The sequence below is a fragment of the Bacillus sp. SN1 genome, assembly GCF_002796895.1.
GTDB classification, from domain to species: Bacteria; Bacillota; Bacilli; order Bacillales; family Bacillaceae; genus Bacillus; species Bacillus inaquosorum.
Genome location: NZ_PHIE01000004.1, coordinates 411,512 through 426,863, shown reverse-complemented (window position 1 = coordinate 426,863; position 15,352 = coordinate 411,512). Strand labels below are relative to the sequence as shown.

The window sequence follows — 15,352 nt, the reverse complement described above, 5'->3', positions numbered from 1 at the left end:
AGCTCCTTTTCATAAAGGAGCTTTTTTATTGTATGCCGCATTCTATCCTCAGCCTATCGCAAACTTTACCTTTAGGCGGCCTCCGCCATCATATATAATGTGGATGTATATAAAGGGTAACCCATCATATGAACAGAAAGGTTGTTAGAATGAAGGAATTTTTTTCGATTGGAGAAGTTTCAAAGTTATTCAATGTGAAAATCTCTGCGCTTAGGTATTATGATGAAATCGGTCTTTTGAAACCGGAATATAAAGACGAGCAAACAAACTATAGATATTATTCAACCCAACAGTTTGAGCGGCTGGACACCATCAAGTATTTGAGAGCTTTAGGCCTGCCCATCAATAAACTTCTTGATTTTTACAATTCCCAAAATACAAACACTCTGATTCATTTACTGAAAAGCCAGCAAACTGAAATTGATCGCAAAAAGAGAGAATTGGAACGCATTGAAAAAAAGATCTCCCGCCGGATCACCCAAATAGAAGATGCCGTCAACACGCCGTTACATCTCATTTCAAAAATCAAACTTCCCGCATTACGTGTGGCTTATTTACAGCATGAGTATATTCTCGGCCATGATATCGAACATTCATTAGCAGCATTGAGAACTCATCTGAATGTGAACGAGGATATATTTATAGGCAAGATAGGTTTATCCATTTCAGCAGCAAATGTAAAAGCAAATCAGTTCGACAAATATTCCAGCATATTCATGATTCTTGAAGATGAAAATGAAAACACTTCATCAGAAATCATTTTTCCTTCAAGAGAATATCTGCAAATTAGGTTTAAAGGGTCACATCCAGAAGCCGAACCCTATTACAAAAAGTTACTGGCATATATGAAAGAACATCATTATGAGGTAGCGGGGGACTCAATCGAAATCACACTCATTGATTATGGGATTACGAATAATCTAGACAATTATGTGACTGAAATCCTGCTGCCCATCAAGTAAACCCCAAGAATATGCTGTCAATATCCCTTGACTCTCTACTAACTAGAGGGTTTATTTTTTATGCAGGAATCATTATTGGAGGAGAAAGCTTATGTTTGGAACTATTTTCAACACAGTTATGATCATTGCAGGAAGTATCATCGGAGGGATATTCAAAAAAGGCATTAAAGATGAATACCAGGAGATTCTGATGCAGGCAATGGGATTCGCTGCAGTGGCGTTAGGGATCAATGCCATTACACAGCATTTGCCTGATAGTAAATACCCCATTCTTTTTATCGTGAGTTTAGCCCTTGGAGGATTGATTGGCCAGAGCATCGATCTGGAGTTGCGATTCAACAAGCTGGTGAACAAATTCTCTAAAAGCAATTTAGCGGAAGGTTTATCAACTGCGATCTTATTATTTTGTATAGGTTCGCTGTCAATATTGGGTCCTGTTGAAGCCGCGCTGAATGAAAATTATACGTACCTCCTGACAAACGGTATGTTAGATGGGATTACCTCCATTGTGCTCGCTTCGACTTTTGGATTTGGAATAGCAGCGGCTGCCATTGTGTTATTTGCCTGGCAGGGCTCCATCTATTTATTTGCTAAAGTAATGGAGAGCGCAATCAATACAGACCTTATAAACGAAATCACAATTGTAGGAGGCATACTTATCCTCAGCTCAGGGTTAAGCATTCTGGGAATCAAGAAATGTAAAACGCTGAATCTGCTGCCTTCCCTGTTGATACCGCCTGTTGTCATTTTCCTGATTCAGGCATTTGGATTGCCGTTTTAATGGGATGGCTTCCACAAAGGAGTTTAATATTCTGTTATATTGATTTTCGAGAATCTGTTTCAATCGATTTTTTCTCTTTTTCTCTTGGATTTGACGACTAATAACCACTGTATTATATTGTAAACAAAGTCTGTTATATCAAAATCAGACTCCCCATCACGAAAAGGCACATTCATTTAAACAAAATTGGGAGGGACATTTGTATGTCAAACCATCCATCTAGTATTCCCGAATTAAGTGACAGCAGTATTCGCTATTTTCAAGCTTATAATGAAAGCCTTGGTCTTTGGCCGGTCCGCTGCAAATCATTCTATGTATCTACTCGTTTTGGTCAAACACATGTGATTGCTAGCGGACCAGAGGATGCCCCACCGCTTGTATTGCTCCACGGGGCATTATTCAGCTCGACTATGTGGTATCCCAATATCGCCGATTGGAGCAGCAAATACAGAACATATGCAGTTGATATCATAGGTGATAAAAACAAGAGTATTCCTGAGGATTTAAGCGGTACGAGAACGGGTTACGCCAATTGGCTTCTTGATGTTTTTGACAATCTAGGGATCGAAAAGTCTCACATAATCGGACTTTCGCTTGGAGGTCTCCATACGATGAATTTTATAATGCGTGTGCCAGAGAGAGTAAAAAGCGCAGCTATACTTAGTCCGGCAGAAACGTTTTTACCCTTTCGTGACGATTTCTACAAGTACGCTCTTAGTCTTACAGAGCCTAATGGAGTTGAGAAATTCTTAAGTTGGATGATGGGAGATCGCAATGTGCTGAACCCGAATTTTGTGAAGCAGTTTCAGGCAGGAGTGATGTGGCAGGATGGATCAAGAAATCCAAGCCCTAAAGCAGACGGATTTCCGTATGTTTTCACCGACGAGGAATTACAGTCAGTAAAAGTCCCTATTCTATTATTACTTGGTGAACATGAAGTCATCTATGATCCCCACTCAGCCTTACACCGCGCTTCTTCATTAGTTCCTGGTATTAAAGCGGAAATCATTAATGCCGGCCATATCTTATCAATGGAACAGCCGGCATACGTAAATAAACGTGTAATGCGTTTTTTTAGTACATGAACAGACATTTAACCATAGTATTCATCTGCAATTAAATTGCATCCGTAAATCCTTTGCAGTTTTCTTCTAACCGGTATATTTTAACAGAGTCCCTCTAATGGACTCTGTTATTCTATAGAATTTCAATGACTCAAGATTCTTGGCATCATGATGAAAACGTTCTAAAGCAATCACTTTATGTGCTTTAAAACTTTTCCTGGATTCCCTGCCACGACAGAATTAGGGGGAACATCCTTAGTAACAACCGACCCGGCCGCGATAACAGAGTTATCTCCTATTGTAACGCCTGCTAGTATGACACAGCTTCCGCCAATCCATACATTGTCTCCAATGATAATTGGAATGCCGTACCCGCTTTTGTGTCTGTCTTTAGGTTCGATTGAATGTCCCGCTGTATAAAGGCCTACATCAGGACCTATCATGCAGTTATCACCTATCCGCACTTCAGCAACATCCAAAATCGTACAATTATAACCGGCGTAAAAATGATCACCTACATGAATATTGTATCCAAAATCACAGTGAAAATTATGTTCAACGTTGGGATTTGCTCCTGTAGTTCCAAACAAATGTCTAATGATTTCTTCCTTTTTTTCAAATTCTTCAGGTGCAGCATAATTAAATTCTCGAACAAGTTTATGTGCACGAATGTTTTGTTTTCTTAATTCTTCAGTGCCGCGTTCATAGTAAATCTTGTTTTTAGAATTCATATCTTTATCCTCCGTTCAATATTAAGCATATCCTATTTAAATCCATTACTGAAACACTGATAAGGTCCAAAATAAGACAAAGGCCTTCTATCAAATTTCGGTATGATTGGTTTTTCCAAAATCCGCATAGCTTTAGAATTCGTTACTTAATTTCAGCTCAGGCAACAATGTTTTCAGCTCAATTAAGTCATGTATGACAAAGTCAGCTTGAACAAGTTCCTCTTCCTGTGCAAAATCAAAATGGCATCCGATTGCCATCAAACCATTATCTTTAGCCGCATTTAGTCAGATAGACGGTCTCCGACAACTGCTGCATGTTGAATGCCGTATTTTTGCAGGATTGTGTTGACTAAATCGCCTTTATTGAGTGTATGGATTTGTTGAATACTAAACGTTTCAGTCACCCACCTGTCCAATTGATAAAAACTCACAATTGCTTTGAGGTACTCTATTAAGCCATTGCTTGCTATAAAAATTGAATAATTGTTCTCTTTCAAATAACTGAAAACCTCTTCAACATGAGCGTATAAAGCACCTTTTCCATGATTGATATTAGCGATTAACCTTTCTGAAAAATAGGCATCCATTTTTTCTCTTATCTCATTTGAATGGTTTGGCAATAAAATCTTCCATACCTCAGGTAAAGGAACACCCATGATCTCCCTGTATTTCTCAATAGGGGTGAACGTATCCCATTTGCCAAGTGACCTTAAAAAATCAAAAGCATCATCTAATGATAATTCTAATATTTTATCAGTTTGAAACAAAGTTCCATCCATATCGAAAATGAGTGATTGCACCATAATCTTCTCCCCTTTTAACTCTAAATACTACCACAATGAAAAAGCTATAGAATTCAGGATATGATTATTAAACAAAAAAGCAGACCATTAAAGGTCTGCTTTTTCTATTACACACTAATTGATTTCTTTTGTTCATGATCTATTTCCGGCTGTATTTCCTTTGTGAGTTGATGCCCTTCTATATCCACATTGGGAATGATCTTGTCTAGCCATTTTGGCAAATACCAGGCTGCATTCCCCATCAGCTTCATCACACTTGGAATCAGTGTCATTCTTACAATAAATGCATCAAAGAGCACACCAAAGGAAAGAGCCAATCCGTTGGCTTTAATAGAAGCTTCACCAGCAAAGATAAATCCTGCAAACACGAATATCATGATAAGACCGGCCGCAGTGACAACAGGCCCGCTGTGTTTTAATCCAGCTTGAATCGCTTGTACTGGATTTTTTGTTTTCACATATTCTTCACGCATTCTGCTTACAAGGAACACTTGATAATCCATCGCTAATCCAAACAGAATCCCAATAGATAAAATCGGCAGGAACGCGAGTATCGGCCCTTTTTCAGGGATTTTGAAAAAGTCGATGAGGTTCCCGTCTTGTAAGACAAATACACAGATTCCGAGAGTGGCTGTCATCGTCAATATGAAACCTGCAACCGCAACAAGCGGCACCAGCAGCGAACGGAATACGATTGTCAGCAATATAAACGCAAAACCAACAATGAGTACAGCAAATACCGGTATCGCATCATTCAGGCGATCAGAAATATCAATATTCACTGCAGTTGATCCAGTAACGAGCAAATCTACCCCGTTTTTATCTGATAAGCTGCGTACATCCTTTACCAAATCCTTCGTTGCCACATCATTTGGACCGGTTGTAGGAACCACCGTAATGATGGCAAAGTTCCCTTCTTTATTAGGCATTGCAGGAGTGACACTCGATACATGGTCTAGTTCCTTTATTTCTTTCACTGCATCTGTGAAGGCTTCCGCCTTATTTCCTGTCACACTTGTGGCATTCGCTACAAGTGTTAATTGGCCATTAAATCCTTCTCCAAAACCATTGGCAAGCAAGTCATAAGCCCGGCGATCAGGATTATCCTTCGCTTTCATCCCTGCATCAGGCAAGCCCAGCTCCAAATGCATAGATGGGATACTAATGACGAGCAAAATGAGAATGCTGCATACACTTAGCAGGATAGGATGTTTTGTGACAAAGCGTCCCCAGACATTTGTTTCAGAGCTTTGTTTTTCTTTTTTCTTGTTTGGTTTCGGAATCATCCGTTTTCCTGCTATCGACAAAACGGCAGGCACAAGCGTGATTGATGCGAGAACAGCCAACAATACACTAAGCCCTGCTGTCAGCCCCATAGCAGACATAAACGGAATGTTAACGACAGTCAATCCGCAAAGCGCGACGATAACAGTAAGTCCGGCAAAAACGACTGCACTTCCTGCTGTTCCCGTGGCTCTCGCAATTGATTCATTCTTTTGTATGCCTTCGCCTAAAAACTGGCGGTGTTTCGTAAAAATAAATAAAGCATAATCAATACCAACCGCAAGGCCAATCATTCCGGCTAATGAAAGGCTGACGGACGCAATATCGAATACTTGTGTCCCAATCAACACCAGTCCAATACTTACACCTAAACCAATTAGTGCTGTTAAAATCGGCAAACCTGCTATTAATAAAGAGCCGAAAGTAATGGCTAACACGACAAAAGCCAAGATAATGCCGACAATTTCAGACACTCCGCCTATCTCCATCTCGGCTCCTGGCACATCTCCGCTAAGTTCCGTCTGTAATCCCTCATCACCAGCTATTTTCAAACTGTCTTTTAAGTGTTTGATAGAGTCATCTTTGATCTCATCTGCTGAAGATTTATACTTGATATCAGCATAGGCAACTGTGCCGTCTTTCGCGATTGTTCCTGTAACAAAAGGACTCGCAATCGAGTCAACGGAATCATCTTTATTGATTTCCTTGAACGTATTTTCGATTGCTGTTTTCGCTGATTTTGCAGTAAGCTTCTCTCCATTTTCAGCACCGAAAATAACCCGTATGCTTCCTTTATCAGGACCGTGAGGAAATTCTTTATGAATGACATCCATCGCTTTTTCCGAAGGTGTGTCAGGTATGGACATATCCTCAGAAAAACTTGGTTTTAACGTAATTGCAAGCCCTATCGAAGCAACTAACACAACGATCCACGCACATATTACTTTTATGCGATGGCGAGCAACCCATCCTCCTAATTTATATAACATTCTAGACATGATAATCTCCTTTCAGCACATTGCTTGATCACATTCTTTGCTTTCTCATTGTAGTTGACAATGAAATAAAAAAAACGTACATTCGGGCATGTACGTTTGGGCAAATTTCAAATATATGATGTTATTGATCTAATGTTAGAATGCCTCTTTGCATAGCAATCGTCACTGCCTCAGTTCTCGAATTCGCGCCTAATTTATTGTAAATGGACGTTAATCTAGACTTTACGGTTCGCTCAGAGACGCCCAAATCAAAGGCGATCGCTTTGCTTTTAAGACCTTTCGCAATTGCTTTTAGAACAATGACTTCCTTTTCTGTCAGCTGCGTATCACTGCTCTGCTTCTTCATCCGCTCCAATTGGATTTCTTGCAGACGTTTTAAAATATCAGGCTGCAGCAGCACATTTCCTCCTAGCGCTGCATCCATTGTATGAAATAGGGTTTCTGAACTCGTATCCTTCAGCAGATATCCTTTCGCTCCTAATTCAATTCCTTCGATCATTAAGTGATCTTCATTATACGTAGTCAAAATAATGATGGGGATGTCGTGTTTTTCTTTTATTTGTTTTATGGCTTCTAATCCGCTCATCTCAGGCATATACAAATCCATGAGAATGATATCCGGTTTTAATTCATCTGCAAGGCGGACTGCTGCTTTGCCATTTTCCGCCTCTCCTATGATGGTGTAGTGATCATTCGTTTCAATTAAAAGCTTCAGACCTTCCCTCACGACAAGATGGTCATCAACGACTAAAACCTTATTCATCTTGCATCTCTCCCTGAATTGGTACAGTGATCTCAATTTGTGTTCCTTTAGATTTTGTGCTCTTTATATTGAATTGGCCATTCATTGCCCTGACGCGTTCTTGTATGCCAAGAAGCCCGTAATGTCCTCTCTTTTTCTTGCTCTTCTCAACATCAAATCCTTTGCCATTGTCCTTGACAGTTAAATGGAGCCTCCCCTTATCATTATCCCAAATGGATACCGAGATCGATTCTGCTTCAGCATGCTTTGCTGCATTCGTTATACATTCTCCAATAATGTAATAACAGTTTTCAGCTGTACGAACGTCTAACACCTGATGTAATCTGTAATCTAAAAAACCACCCATGCCTGTCGACTCTTGAAAATGATCCATCAGGGAGGTAATTCTTTCTTTTAAAAAACCGATTTCTTCTGATTTGCTGCGCAGATCATCAATCGCTGAACGAGCATCAGCTAATGTGCCTTTCACTCTTTTCATCGACTGTTGAATGATTTCTTTTGCTCTCTCTGTGTTGCCTTTCGTAAGATGAACATGAATAGCATCCAGCTGCATATTTAAACTGACCAGTCCTTGAGCAAGCGTATCGTGTAAGTCCCGGGCCATACGCTGTCTTTCGTTTTGCAGCGTCAGCTGTTCGACCTGCTGATGAGCCAGCTCCAGCCTTTCAAGAGTCAGCTGCGCTTTTATCTTTTCATCGACTTGGGAAAATAATGTAGCGGCATAAGTAATAATCACGATCATAATAGGTACGGCAATGACAAGAAAATGCAAATATTCACCTTTGTGAATCTGATGCGGTACATTGATTGACAGCAGAAGCAATAAATAAAGTATGAGGAAAGCCCTTCTTCTGTCTGCCATTCCTGCAATCTGCCCAATCAAAAATGCATAAAGACCAATGATGATCAGCACTAAGAAGCCGGTCATGACATTAGCCAGTGTAAAAGTGATCAAACCTTGCAGCACAAAATATAGAATGACCCTTTTCTTAACCCAGCGATATGAATGCCAATGCAGCAAAGCAAAAATGGCGGTCAATACTGTAAACACGTTAAGCAATAAAATGGACCAGCTCCCAATAATAAATTGCAGCACGATAGAGGCTACATAGATCATGAGAATAAAAGCCAGTCCCGGAACTCTGAGTGCAAGCATATTTAATGCCCGTCTATCATGTGAATAGTATTTTTCTTCGAAAGGATTCCTTATACGCAAACCTCATCCACTTCCTTTCCATTGACAGAAGCGATACACACTCAAACCAGACATACATTTATCCCATCATTTTATAGGATGAGAGGGAACTCAACAATACAAAGATGCAGTAAAGCATTAGCGTTCCCAACATATGATCATTGCCCAAACGTACATAAGCGTTCTGCCTTTATGTACGTTTTATCTTTCCAAATTTACATTTACAATAATGAGGAACTCACTATTCATTGAAGGAATGATCATCATGAAATCGATTGATCTCACAATTTTATCATTAAAAAGAAAAGGAATCCGAACTGAAAAAGTGTTAAAAAATCAGTGCCCTGATCGATTAAGCAATAAGAAAGACAAAAATACTCAATCAAAGATCACTTGTAAAGAAAAAGAGGAATGAACATGTATTGGTTTTTAGGTGCTTTATTATATTTTCTTATCGGTACTTGTGTATTCATTGGAGTCATTAGAGACAGTCACTCAGGCTCATGGATCCTGCTTGTATTAGCAGCTCCACTCATCATTTTGGGCTATCCCTATTTTTATTCAAAGCAGCTTCTTGCCAAAAGATAGGGAAGTATAATGCCACTGCACATTGGTAAAATGATCAATACCGGGATACAATCTAAGTATCTTAAGGAAAGGAGTCTTGCCTTATGAGTCAAAGAGTGTCCTACTATGATACTGCACCTGAAGGTATGAAGATGATGATGGATATGGAGAAATACACGAAGCAATCTTCAATTAACCGAACCACGAGAGAACTGATCAAAATCAGAGTTTCTCAAATAAACGGCTGTGCTTTTTGCTTAGATATGCATACTTCCGATGCCCGCAAAATGGGCGAAACTGAACAGCGAATTTACTGTTTAAGCGCTTGGAATGAATGTGATTTTTATTCACCTGAAGAGAAAGCGGCTCTCGAACTGTCTGAGCACATCACTCTCATTCCATCTAAAAGGGTTCCTGATGAGCTGTACCATCGAGTGCGGGAACATTATGATGAAAAACAATATGTTGACCTTGTTCTCATCATCAATCAGATAAACAGTTGGAATCGCATCTCTATTGCAATGGGGAATAAAGCAACTTAAACATAAAAAGAAGGAGTAAGATATTATCGAATCCCACTCCTTCTTTATTATATGTGAGTAAAAATGCCTCTCCTCCAATGCTCAAACCCTAAATATACATTTTCAAATACTTCTCAAATGCGATTTTGCCGCTTGGTGTAATCTTAACCGCTCTCGTTTTCGGCATACGAACGATCCATTTTTCTTCTAACATGCGTACCAATAGGGCATTTCCTAACGCTCCTGCAAGATGATGCTGCCGCTCACTCCAATCTAAACAGCAGCGGGCAAATGCCCTCCTCTTATTTCGTTGCTGCTCTTCGTTGATGCCAAAATTCGAAAAGAACAAAGAGCCCTCTGACGTCACCTCAAAGTTTAAATCGACTTTTTTTAACATCCCCTGCTCAACTAGTGAATTTGTGATTTGCACGCCCACATAACCTGCCAGATGATCATAACAGGTGCGGGCAAAATGCAAGTCACTTTTCTCTTTTGAATCTTTTAAAGACGTGACTTTTTCTTTAGGCGCAATACTAAGCAACTGTTCGATCACGCTGGCAGCCTCTGAGTTAGACAATCTATAATACCGATGCCTTCCATGCTTCTCTACGCTGATCAGCTTTGCTTCAAGCAATTTATTCAGGTGAAAACTTGCGGTTTGAGGTTTAATGTTAGCGAGATATGCAAGCTCTCCTGCAGGGTGTATCCTTCCATCCATTAGGCTGAGAAGAATAGAAGAACGAGAGGGATCAGATAGCAACGAAGAAATTTTTGCAATATTAGGATTCATGATTTTCCTCCTTACATTCATATTTCGATGATAGTTGAAATGTTAAACCTTTACAATATGTATGTAATGATGACAAGGAGGAATAAGCGTTGGACATTGAACAAGACACTCATTTTAAAGAAATCAAACCAAAAATCATGTATTATGGGTCCTCAACATTTCTTCTTTCCACATTGAATGAGGATGGCACCACTAATATTAGTCCTATGTCTTCTTCTTGGGCTCTTGGAAACTATATTGTCCTTGGAGTAGGCCTGGGAGGAAAAGCCATTGAAAATTTGGAAAGACACAAAGAATGTGTCATAAACTTGCCTGGCCCTGATTTATGGGAACACGTTGAAAGAATTTCGTCTTATAGCGGAAAAAAGAATGTGCCGCCTTTGAAGAAACAGCTCGGGTTTACATATAAAAAAGAAAAATATGAGGCAGCGGGTTTAACACCTTTGAAATCAAAGACAGTAGCACCAACACGAATTAAAGAATGCCCTATCCACATTGAAGCCGAAGTCAAACATATTCGGATACCAGAATATGAACCATCATTTGCGATTGTAGAGACACAAGCATTACATTTTCACGCCGAGGAAAGGATCATATTGAACGAAAACCATATAAACCCTTCTAAATGGAGTCCGCTTATCTATAATTTTAGACATTATTTTGGTTTAGGAAGAGAGAGAGGAAAAACCTTTCGTTCAGAAACATGACCCTTTTTAAGACAGCTATTTTAGTAACCATTGTTATTAGCAGATAAAGAGCATACTCATCCTCATGCTGTCATCATGATATAATTGAAAAAATTGTAATGACAGGAGAGTGAGGCCTCTATGGAATTATCTTTTTTACCTAACAACGCATTCATAGACCCTAATGGAGACAATGTAAATGAAATAAGGGGCTTAGTCGATCAATTAGTCGGATTAGTTATTGAAAACTCAAGTCATGCTGCAAAGAGAGAGACACTGCCTTCCATGGAGTCATTTGATTATAGTGATATCCCCGAGACTGGTATAGAACTTGAAAAACTCTTGCTAAACTTGCAGGGTATCATCAAAAACTCAATGAATCCTCAAAACCCAAGATATATGGGCCATATGGATTCGATCCCCACTCTCATGTCATGCTTGGGTGACTTCATAAGCAGTTCCATTAATAACAATATGCTAAGCCTTGAGATGTCTCCTGTTTTTTCAAAAATGGAAGCACAGTTACTCAAAACCATTGCCCGTATGTTTGGATATGATGATATGTCAGGGGGAGTCATGACAAGCGGCGGGAGCCTCGCTAATCTTCATGCACTTACAGCAGCGAGAAATTATCAATTAAATGTGAAAAAGACTGGTGTATTCGGACTTTCTGGACAGCCTGTCATCTTTGTTTCAGATGTAAGCCATACTTCCCTGCACAAAGCTGCTATGATCCTAGGTTTAGGAACCTCCAGTATCATTCCAGTAAAAAGTAACAAACTTGCTCGCATGGATATTCATGATTTAGAAACAAAAATTCATCGTGCAAAAAGTGAAGGCAAAATCCCATTGGCTGTTGTCGCAACTGCTGGAACTACTGTGACAGGAAGTATAGATCCAATTTTGCCTATCGCAAGAATCACAAAGGAAAACGGACTGTGGTTACATGTAGATGCAGCATATGGCGGCGCTCTAGTTTTTTCTGAAGAATATCGTAATAAACTGGCTGGTATTGAAATGGCTGATTCCATTACTTTTAATCCGCAAAAGTGGATGTACATCACAAAGACCTGTGCAATGACTCTTTTTAAAAACCGTGAAATCCTTGAAACTGATTTTCGTATATCTGCCCCGTATATGAACGATACTGATTTTATTAATCTAGGAGAAATAGGTGTTCAGGGCACAAGACATGCGGATATTTTAAAATTATACTTATCACTTCAACACATAGGAACAAAAGGATACAATCAGTTGATAAACGAAAGCTTCGCATTAAACGAAAAATTTATAAAACAAGTGAAACAACGGCCTTTTCTTGAGCTTTATTGCGAGCCAGATACAAACATCTGCTGCTTCCGGGGTATACCGATTGACATTGATAAGGGCCAATGGGATAACTGGAACCTGGAACTGCAGCAGTTCTTATTAAAAGAAGAAAATGTCTTCTTGTCATTGCCAGATTTTAAGGAACATCGCTGGCTGCGGGCAGTGTTACTCAATCCATTTATATCAGACACGCTTATACAAGAACTTTTTAGGAAAATAGATCAATTTTATGGTGAATATAAACAAACTGTTTAATAAAACTCATCAGATCAAGTGATTTTAGACTTGGTCTCTTTTTTTAGAAAATATCCATTTGGATAAATAGCTACCTGCTTGCCAATTCTTTAATCATCAAGCCCAATTCATAAATCCCTTTTTGAAGGTCTTCAAGGGATGCATAAGCATATGATAAGCGTACATAATTCCCCTTCTCCTGAGCATAGATACTGCCGAGATTAAGAAGAATCCCTTTTGATAAGGCTTTCGCATAAAGTAATTTCATTGATATAGTAGGCAATATTTTTATCCAGACAAAGAATCCTCCCTTAGGAACATTCCATGTTGCAACATTCTTCAAATGGGTTTCTAAAGCACTCAAGACCAATTCCCTTCTCACCTTTAATTGCTGTCTAACGAATTCTACATGCCGCTGGTATTGGCCGGATGTAAACCACTCTGCCGCTACTCTCTGGGATAACGAACTGGATCCGTAATCTGTTTGCATTTTAATGTCGGATAAACGTTCGATCACAGGTTCCGGTCCGACGATCCATCCGATCCTCAAGCCCGGGCTTAACGTTTTCGATAAACTGCCTATGTATAGCACATGCCCACTTTTATCTATTGTTTTGATAGGATCTGGCGGCACTTCATCGATCCATAACTCACGATAAATGTCATCTTCAATAATGGGAAGCTGTGTATTCTCACTTGCTGCTAAGATTTCTTCTCGTCGCTTTTTGGACATTAAAATACCGGTCGGATTATGAAAACATGGATTTGTATATAATATAGCCCTTCCCCGTTCTCCTCTAGGCATATAAATATTTTCCGGCAAAAGCCCGTCTCGATCCATAGGAAGGCCAGTCAGTTTCATACCGGCAGATTGAAACACGTGTAATGAATAAAGGTAGGATGGCTGATCAAGATAAACGGTTGATCCTCTTTGCAAAAGGCCCATTGATATCAGCTGTAAGGCCTGCAACGCTCCAGAAACAATCAGAATGGAAGAAGGTGAAGCATTGATTCCAATAGTTCTTAAATAGTTGCTTAATGCCTCTCTCAATGGGAAATAACCTTTTGGATCCTCATATCCGAATGCTTCCATGTTTTGAGATACCTTGCCCATCATCTCTTTCATAGCAGCCAAAGGAAAAATCTCAGTTGAAAGTTCGCCTTTGCTGAGCTGTATTAGATCCGTATTTGATTCCGATTGGTTTATCTCTTGAACGATTTTTTGGCTAGGCTGCTGGATTCCAGAGGTTACATATTGATCCCAATTAGGAGCAGAATTTTTAGCCAGCAGTGTCCATGTATTGTTGATAACAACTGTGCCCTTCCCCATTCTGCCTTCTATTAACCCGTCTGCCATTAATTCCTCTAAGGCTGTAATCACTGTGCTTCGATTTACCTGAAAGTCTTTTGCAAGCGTGCGCTGGCTTGGAATCTTGCTTCCAATCGGCCACTCTCCATTTCCTATTTTCTCCTTTATAAAATGAATGATTTGTATGTACTTAGGAAGTTTTTTCATCTTTTTTTCTTCTGGAAAGCTCATGATAAGCAGTCTCCTTCAAACTAAATTGGTTGGATTAAAATCCTTTTAACTGGTTGAAGCCAAAACACCAAATCTTTATTAGTATAGAAACACATTAAATAACTGGTTGGTTTTTGTAAAGAGGAGGGAGAAATATGCGAAAGAAAACAGTTCAAATGATCATATCTAACAGTCTGATGATCGGTTTGTGGGCATCAGCTTTTCCTGGGATTCGCGCAGGCCTGGAAGATTACACACCAGAACATCTTGCTTTATTTCGTTTATTAGTCGGCTCTCTGGCATTATTGCTTTTTGCGGTTTTTACACAGATGCGCTTACCTGACATGAAGGACATTCCTGCCATTTTCTTTTTAGGATTTTTAGGTTTTGCACTCTATCACAGTTTGCTGAATATCGGTGAAAAAACAGTGAGTGCCGGAGTTGCAAGCTTACTCGTCACCACGGCACCGATCTTTTCTGCTATGTTATCCTGCCTGTTTTTTAGGGAGCATTTTGGATTTACTAAATGGATAGGCTCTATCATCAGTTTATTCGGTGTGTCATTAATTGCATTTGGGACAGGAGACTATACATATTCATTGAAAGGTATTGTGGTCATTCTGCTGGCAGCTTTTTCAGAAAGCATTTACTTCGTTTTTCAACCCCGTTATATAAAAAAATATGGTTTTATTCCATTCGTTACATTTGCAATTTGGGGCGGAACAGTACCTATGCTTGTTTTTTTGCCAGGCTTAGGCGGAGAGATGATAAACGCATCCATGAACGCAACATTGTCTATTGTTTATTTAGGTTTATTGCCAACAGTTGTGCCATACTTTGCACTTGCATATGTCACTTCACTCGTCGGTGCTTCAGAAGCAACCCTTTCACTTTATGTAACACCGGCTTTAGCCTTGATCATTTCTTGGGTGTGGATAGGTGAAATACCCGTATTCTTCTCCCTGCTAGGCGGGGTGGTGACAATCGGCGGAGTGTGTTTCACCTACCTCAAAGGAAATAAAATGAATCAGATTTTAATCCCCCATTTTTCTTCTAAAAGGGGTAACAAACTCTAAAGCAAAAAAGATACCAAACATCGTTTGGTATCTCCTTTATTCGTTCCTG

Annotated in this window: 15 protein-coding genes and 1 pseudogene; 9 read left to right on the top strand and 7 right to left on the bottom strand. The window is 39.6% G+C overall.

Going from position 1 to position 15,352, the window contains the following annotated elements; translation table 11 throughout:
- Positions 1-149 precede the first annotated feature (149 nt).
- The 3 genes from CVV77_RS16305 to CVV77_RS16295 all read left to right on the top strand — a co-directional run bounded on the left by CVV77_RS16305 (position 150) and on the right by CVV77_RS16295 (position 2,828).
- Positions 150-962: a MerR family transcriptional regulator gene (locus tag CVV77_RS16305; protein ID WP_019257597.1), complete on the top strand. Its 813-nt coding sequence runs from the start codon at positions 150-152 to the stop codon at positions 960-962.
- Between the two features lie 91 nt (positions 963-1,053).
- Positions 1,054-1,743 carry a DUF554 domain-containing protein gene (locus CVV77_RS16300; RefSeq protein ID WP_100275906.1) on the top strand — a complete coding sequence of 230 codons (690 nt, stop codon included), beginning with the start codon at positions 1,054-1,056 and terminating at the stop codon, positions 1,741-1,743.
- Between the two features lie 203 nt (positions 1,744-1,946).
- A complete protein-coding gene (locus CVV77_RS16295) occupies positions 1,947-2,828 on the top strand; it encodes a carboxylesterase (RefSeq protein ID WP_100275905.1) in 882 nt (293 codons plus the stop codon).
- 170 nt (positions 2,829-2,998) lie between these two features.
- On the opposite strand, the gene CVV77_RS16290 is transcribed toward CVV77_RS16295, so the two are convergent.
- The 5 genes and pseudogenes from CVV77_RS16290 to ydfH form a co-directional block, all read right to left on the bottom strand.
- The gene (locus CVV77_RS16290) at positions 2,999-3,538 is read right to left on the bottom strand and encodes a sugar O-acetyltransferase (protein ID WP_088111475.1); all 540 of its coding nucleotides are present in this window, start codon (positions 3,536-3,538) and stop codon (positions 2,999-3,001) included.
- Between the two features lie 132 nt (positions 3,539-3,670).
- Positions 3,671-4,341 (bottom strand): annotated as a pseudogene (locus tag CVV77_RS16285) (HAD hydrolase-like protein).
- Between the two features lie 107 nt (positions 4,342-4,448).
- Positions 4,449-6,623, bottom strand: coding sequence for an MMPL family transporter (locus tag CVV77_RS16280; protein WP_100275904.1), 2,175 nt, complete (start codon positions 6,621-6,623; stop codon positions 4,449-4,451).
- Between the two features lie 121 nt (positions 6,624-6,744).
- Positions 6,745-7,386, bottom strand: a complete 642-nt coding sequence (gene ydfI / locus CVV77_RS16275) for a two-component system response regulator YdfI (protein ID WP_019257591.1) — start codon at positions 7,384-7,386, stop codon at positions 6,745-6,747.
- Complete coding sequence (gene ydfH, locus CVV77_RS16270; RefSeq protein WP_100275903.1) at positions 7,379-8,602, bottom strand: two-component system sensor histidine kinase YdfH; 1,224 nt, start codon at positions 8,600-8,602, stop codon at positions 7,379-7,381. The genes ydfI and ydfH overlap by 8 nt, the downstream gene beginning before the upstream one ends.
- 244 nt (positions 8,603-8,846) lie before the next feature.
- Between ydfH and CVV77_RS16265 the strand changes: the two genes are divergently transcribed.
- From CVV77_RS16265 to CVV77_RS16255, 3 genes are all read left to right on the top strand, one after another.
- Entirely contained in the window at positions 8,847-8,996 is a 150-nt protein-coding gene (locus CVV77_RS16265; protein ID WP_088112513.1) for a hypothetical protein, read from the top strand.
- Positions 8,993-9,169 carry a hypothetical protein gene (locus tag CVV77_RS16260; RefSeq protein WP_080010745.1) on the top strand — a complete coding sequence of 59 codons (177 nt, stop codon included), beginning with the start codon at positions 8,993-8,995 and terminating at the stop codon, positions 9,167-9,169. The genes CVV77_RS16265 and CVV77_RS16260 overlap by 4 nt, the downstream gene beginning before the upstream one ends.
- A gap of 83 nt (positions 9,170-9,252) precedes the next feature.
- A complete protein-coding gene (locus tag CVV77_RS16255; protein WP_100275902.1) occupies positions 9,253-9,690 on the top strand; it encodes a carboxymuconolactone decarboxylase family protein in 438 nt (145 codons plus the stop codon).
- An 88-nt stretch (positions 9,691-9,778) separates the two neighbouring features.
- Here CVV77_RS16255 and CVV77_RS16250 read toward each other — a convergent pair whose 3' ends face one another.
- On the bottom strand, positions 9,779-10,459 hold the full coding sequence (locus tag CVV77_RS16250) for an ArsR/SmtB family transcription factor (protein WP_100275901.1): 681 nt from the start codon (positions 10,457-10,459) through the stop codon (positions 9,779-9,781).
- Positions 10,460-10,548: 89 nt separating this feature from the next.
- On the opposite strand from CVV77_RS16250, the gene CVV77_RS16245 reads away from it, so the two are divergent.
- Together CVV77_RS16245 and CVV77_RS16240 are read left to right on the top strand one after the other, a co-directional pair.
- A complete protein-coding gene (locus CVV77_RS16245) occupies positions 10,549-11,166 on the top strand; it encodes a flavin reductase family protein (RefSeq protein WP_100275900.1) in 618 nt (205 codons plus the stop codon).
- Positions 11,167-11,286: 120 nt separating this feature from the next.
- Positions 11,287-12,729, top strand: a complete 1,443-nt coding sequence (locus CVV77_RS16240; RefSeq protein WP_100275899.1) for a pyridoxal phosphate-dependent decarboxylase family protein — start codon at positions 11,287-11,289, stop codon at positions 12,727-12,729.
- Positions 12,730-12,799: 70 nt separating this feature from the next.
- On the opposite strand, the gene CVV77_RS16235 is transcribed toward CVV77_RS16240, so the two are convergent.
- Positions 12,800-14,248: an aminotransferase-like domain-containing protein gene (locus tag CVV77_RS16235; RefSeq protein ID WP_100275898.1), complete on the bottom strand. Its 1,449-nt coding sequence runs from the start codon at positions 14,246-14,248 to the stop codon at positions 12,800-12,802.
- Positions 14,249-14,382: 134 nt separating this feature from the next.
- Here CVV77_RS16235 and CVV77_RS16230 point away from each other — a divergent pair, with 134 nt between their 5' ends.
- Positions 14,383-15,303, top strand: coding sequence for a DMT family transporter (locus CVV77_RS16230; protein WP_100275897.1), 921 nt, complete (start codon positions 14,383-14,385; stop codon positions 15,301-15,303).
- Positions 15,304-15,352: the final 49 nt, after the last annotated feature.

Coding starts and splice junctions, on each gene's coding strand:
- CVV77_RS16250 (WP_100275901.1), bottom strand. CDS start 10,459: ATGAATCCTAATATTGCAAAAATTTCTTCGTTGCTATCTGATCCCTCT.
- CVV77_RS16305 (WP_019257597.1), top strand. CDS start 150: ATGAAGGAATTTTTTTCGATTGGAGAAGTTTCAAAGTTATTCAATGTG.
- CVV77_RS16280 (WP_100275904.1), bottom strand. CDS start 6,623: ATGTCTAGAATGTTATATAAATTAGGAGGATGGGTTGCTCGCCATCGC.
- CVV77_RS16240 (WP_100275899.1), top strand. CDS start 11,287: ATGGAATTATCTTTTTTACCTAACAACGCATTCATAGACCCTAATGGA.
- ydfI (WP_019257591.1), bottom strand. CDS start 7,386: ATGAATAAGGTTTTAGTCGTTGATGACCATCTTGTCGTGAGGGAAGGT.
- CVV77_RS16295 (WP_100275905.1), top strand. CDS start 1,947: ATGTCAAACCATCCATCTAGTATTCCCGAATTAAGTGACAGCAGTATT.
- CVV77_RS16255 (WP_100275902.1), top strand. CDS start 9,253: ATGAGTCAAAGAGTGTCCTACTATGATACTGCACCTGAAGGTATGAAG.
- CVV77_RS16235 (WP_100275898.1), bottom strand. CDS start 14,248: ATGAGCTTTCCAGAAGAAAAAAAGATGAAAAAACTTCCTAAGTACATA.
- CVV77_RS16290 (WP_088111475.1), bottom strand. CDS start 3,538: ATGAATTCTAAAAACAAGATTTACTATGAACGCGGCACTGAAGAATTA.
- CVV77_RS16265 (WP_088112513.1), top strand. CDS start 8,847: ATGAAATCGATTGATCTCACAATTTTATCATTAAAAAGAAAAGGAATC.
- CVV77_RS16260 (WP_080010745.1), top strand. CDS start 8,993: ATGAACATGTATTGGTTTTTAGGTGCTTTATTATATTTTCTTATCGGT.
- CVV77_RS16300 (WP_100275906.1), top strand. CDS start 1,054: ATGTTTGGAACTATTTTCAACACAGTTATGATCATTGCAGGAAGTATC.
- CVV77_RS16230 (WP_100275897.1), top strand. CDS start 14,383: ATGCGAAAGAAAACAGTTCAAATGATCATATCTAACAGTCTGATGATC.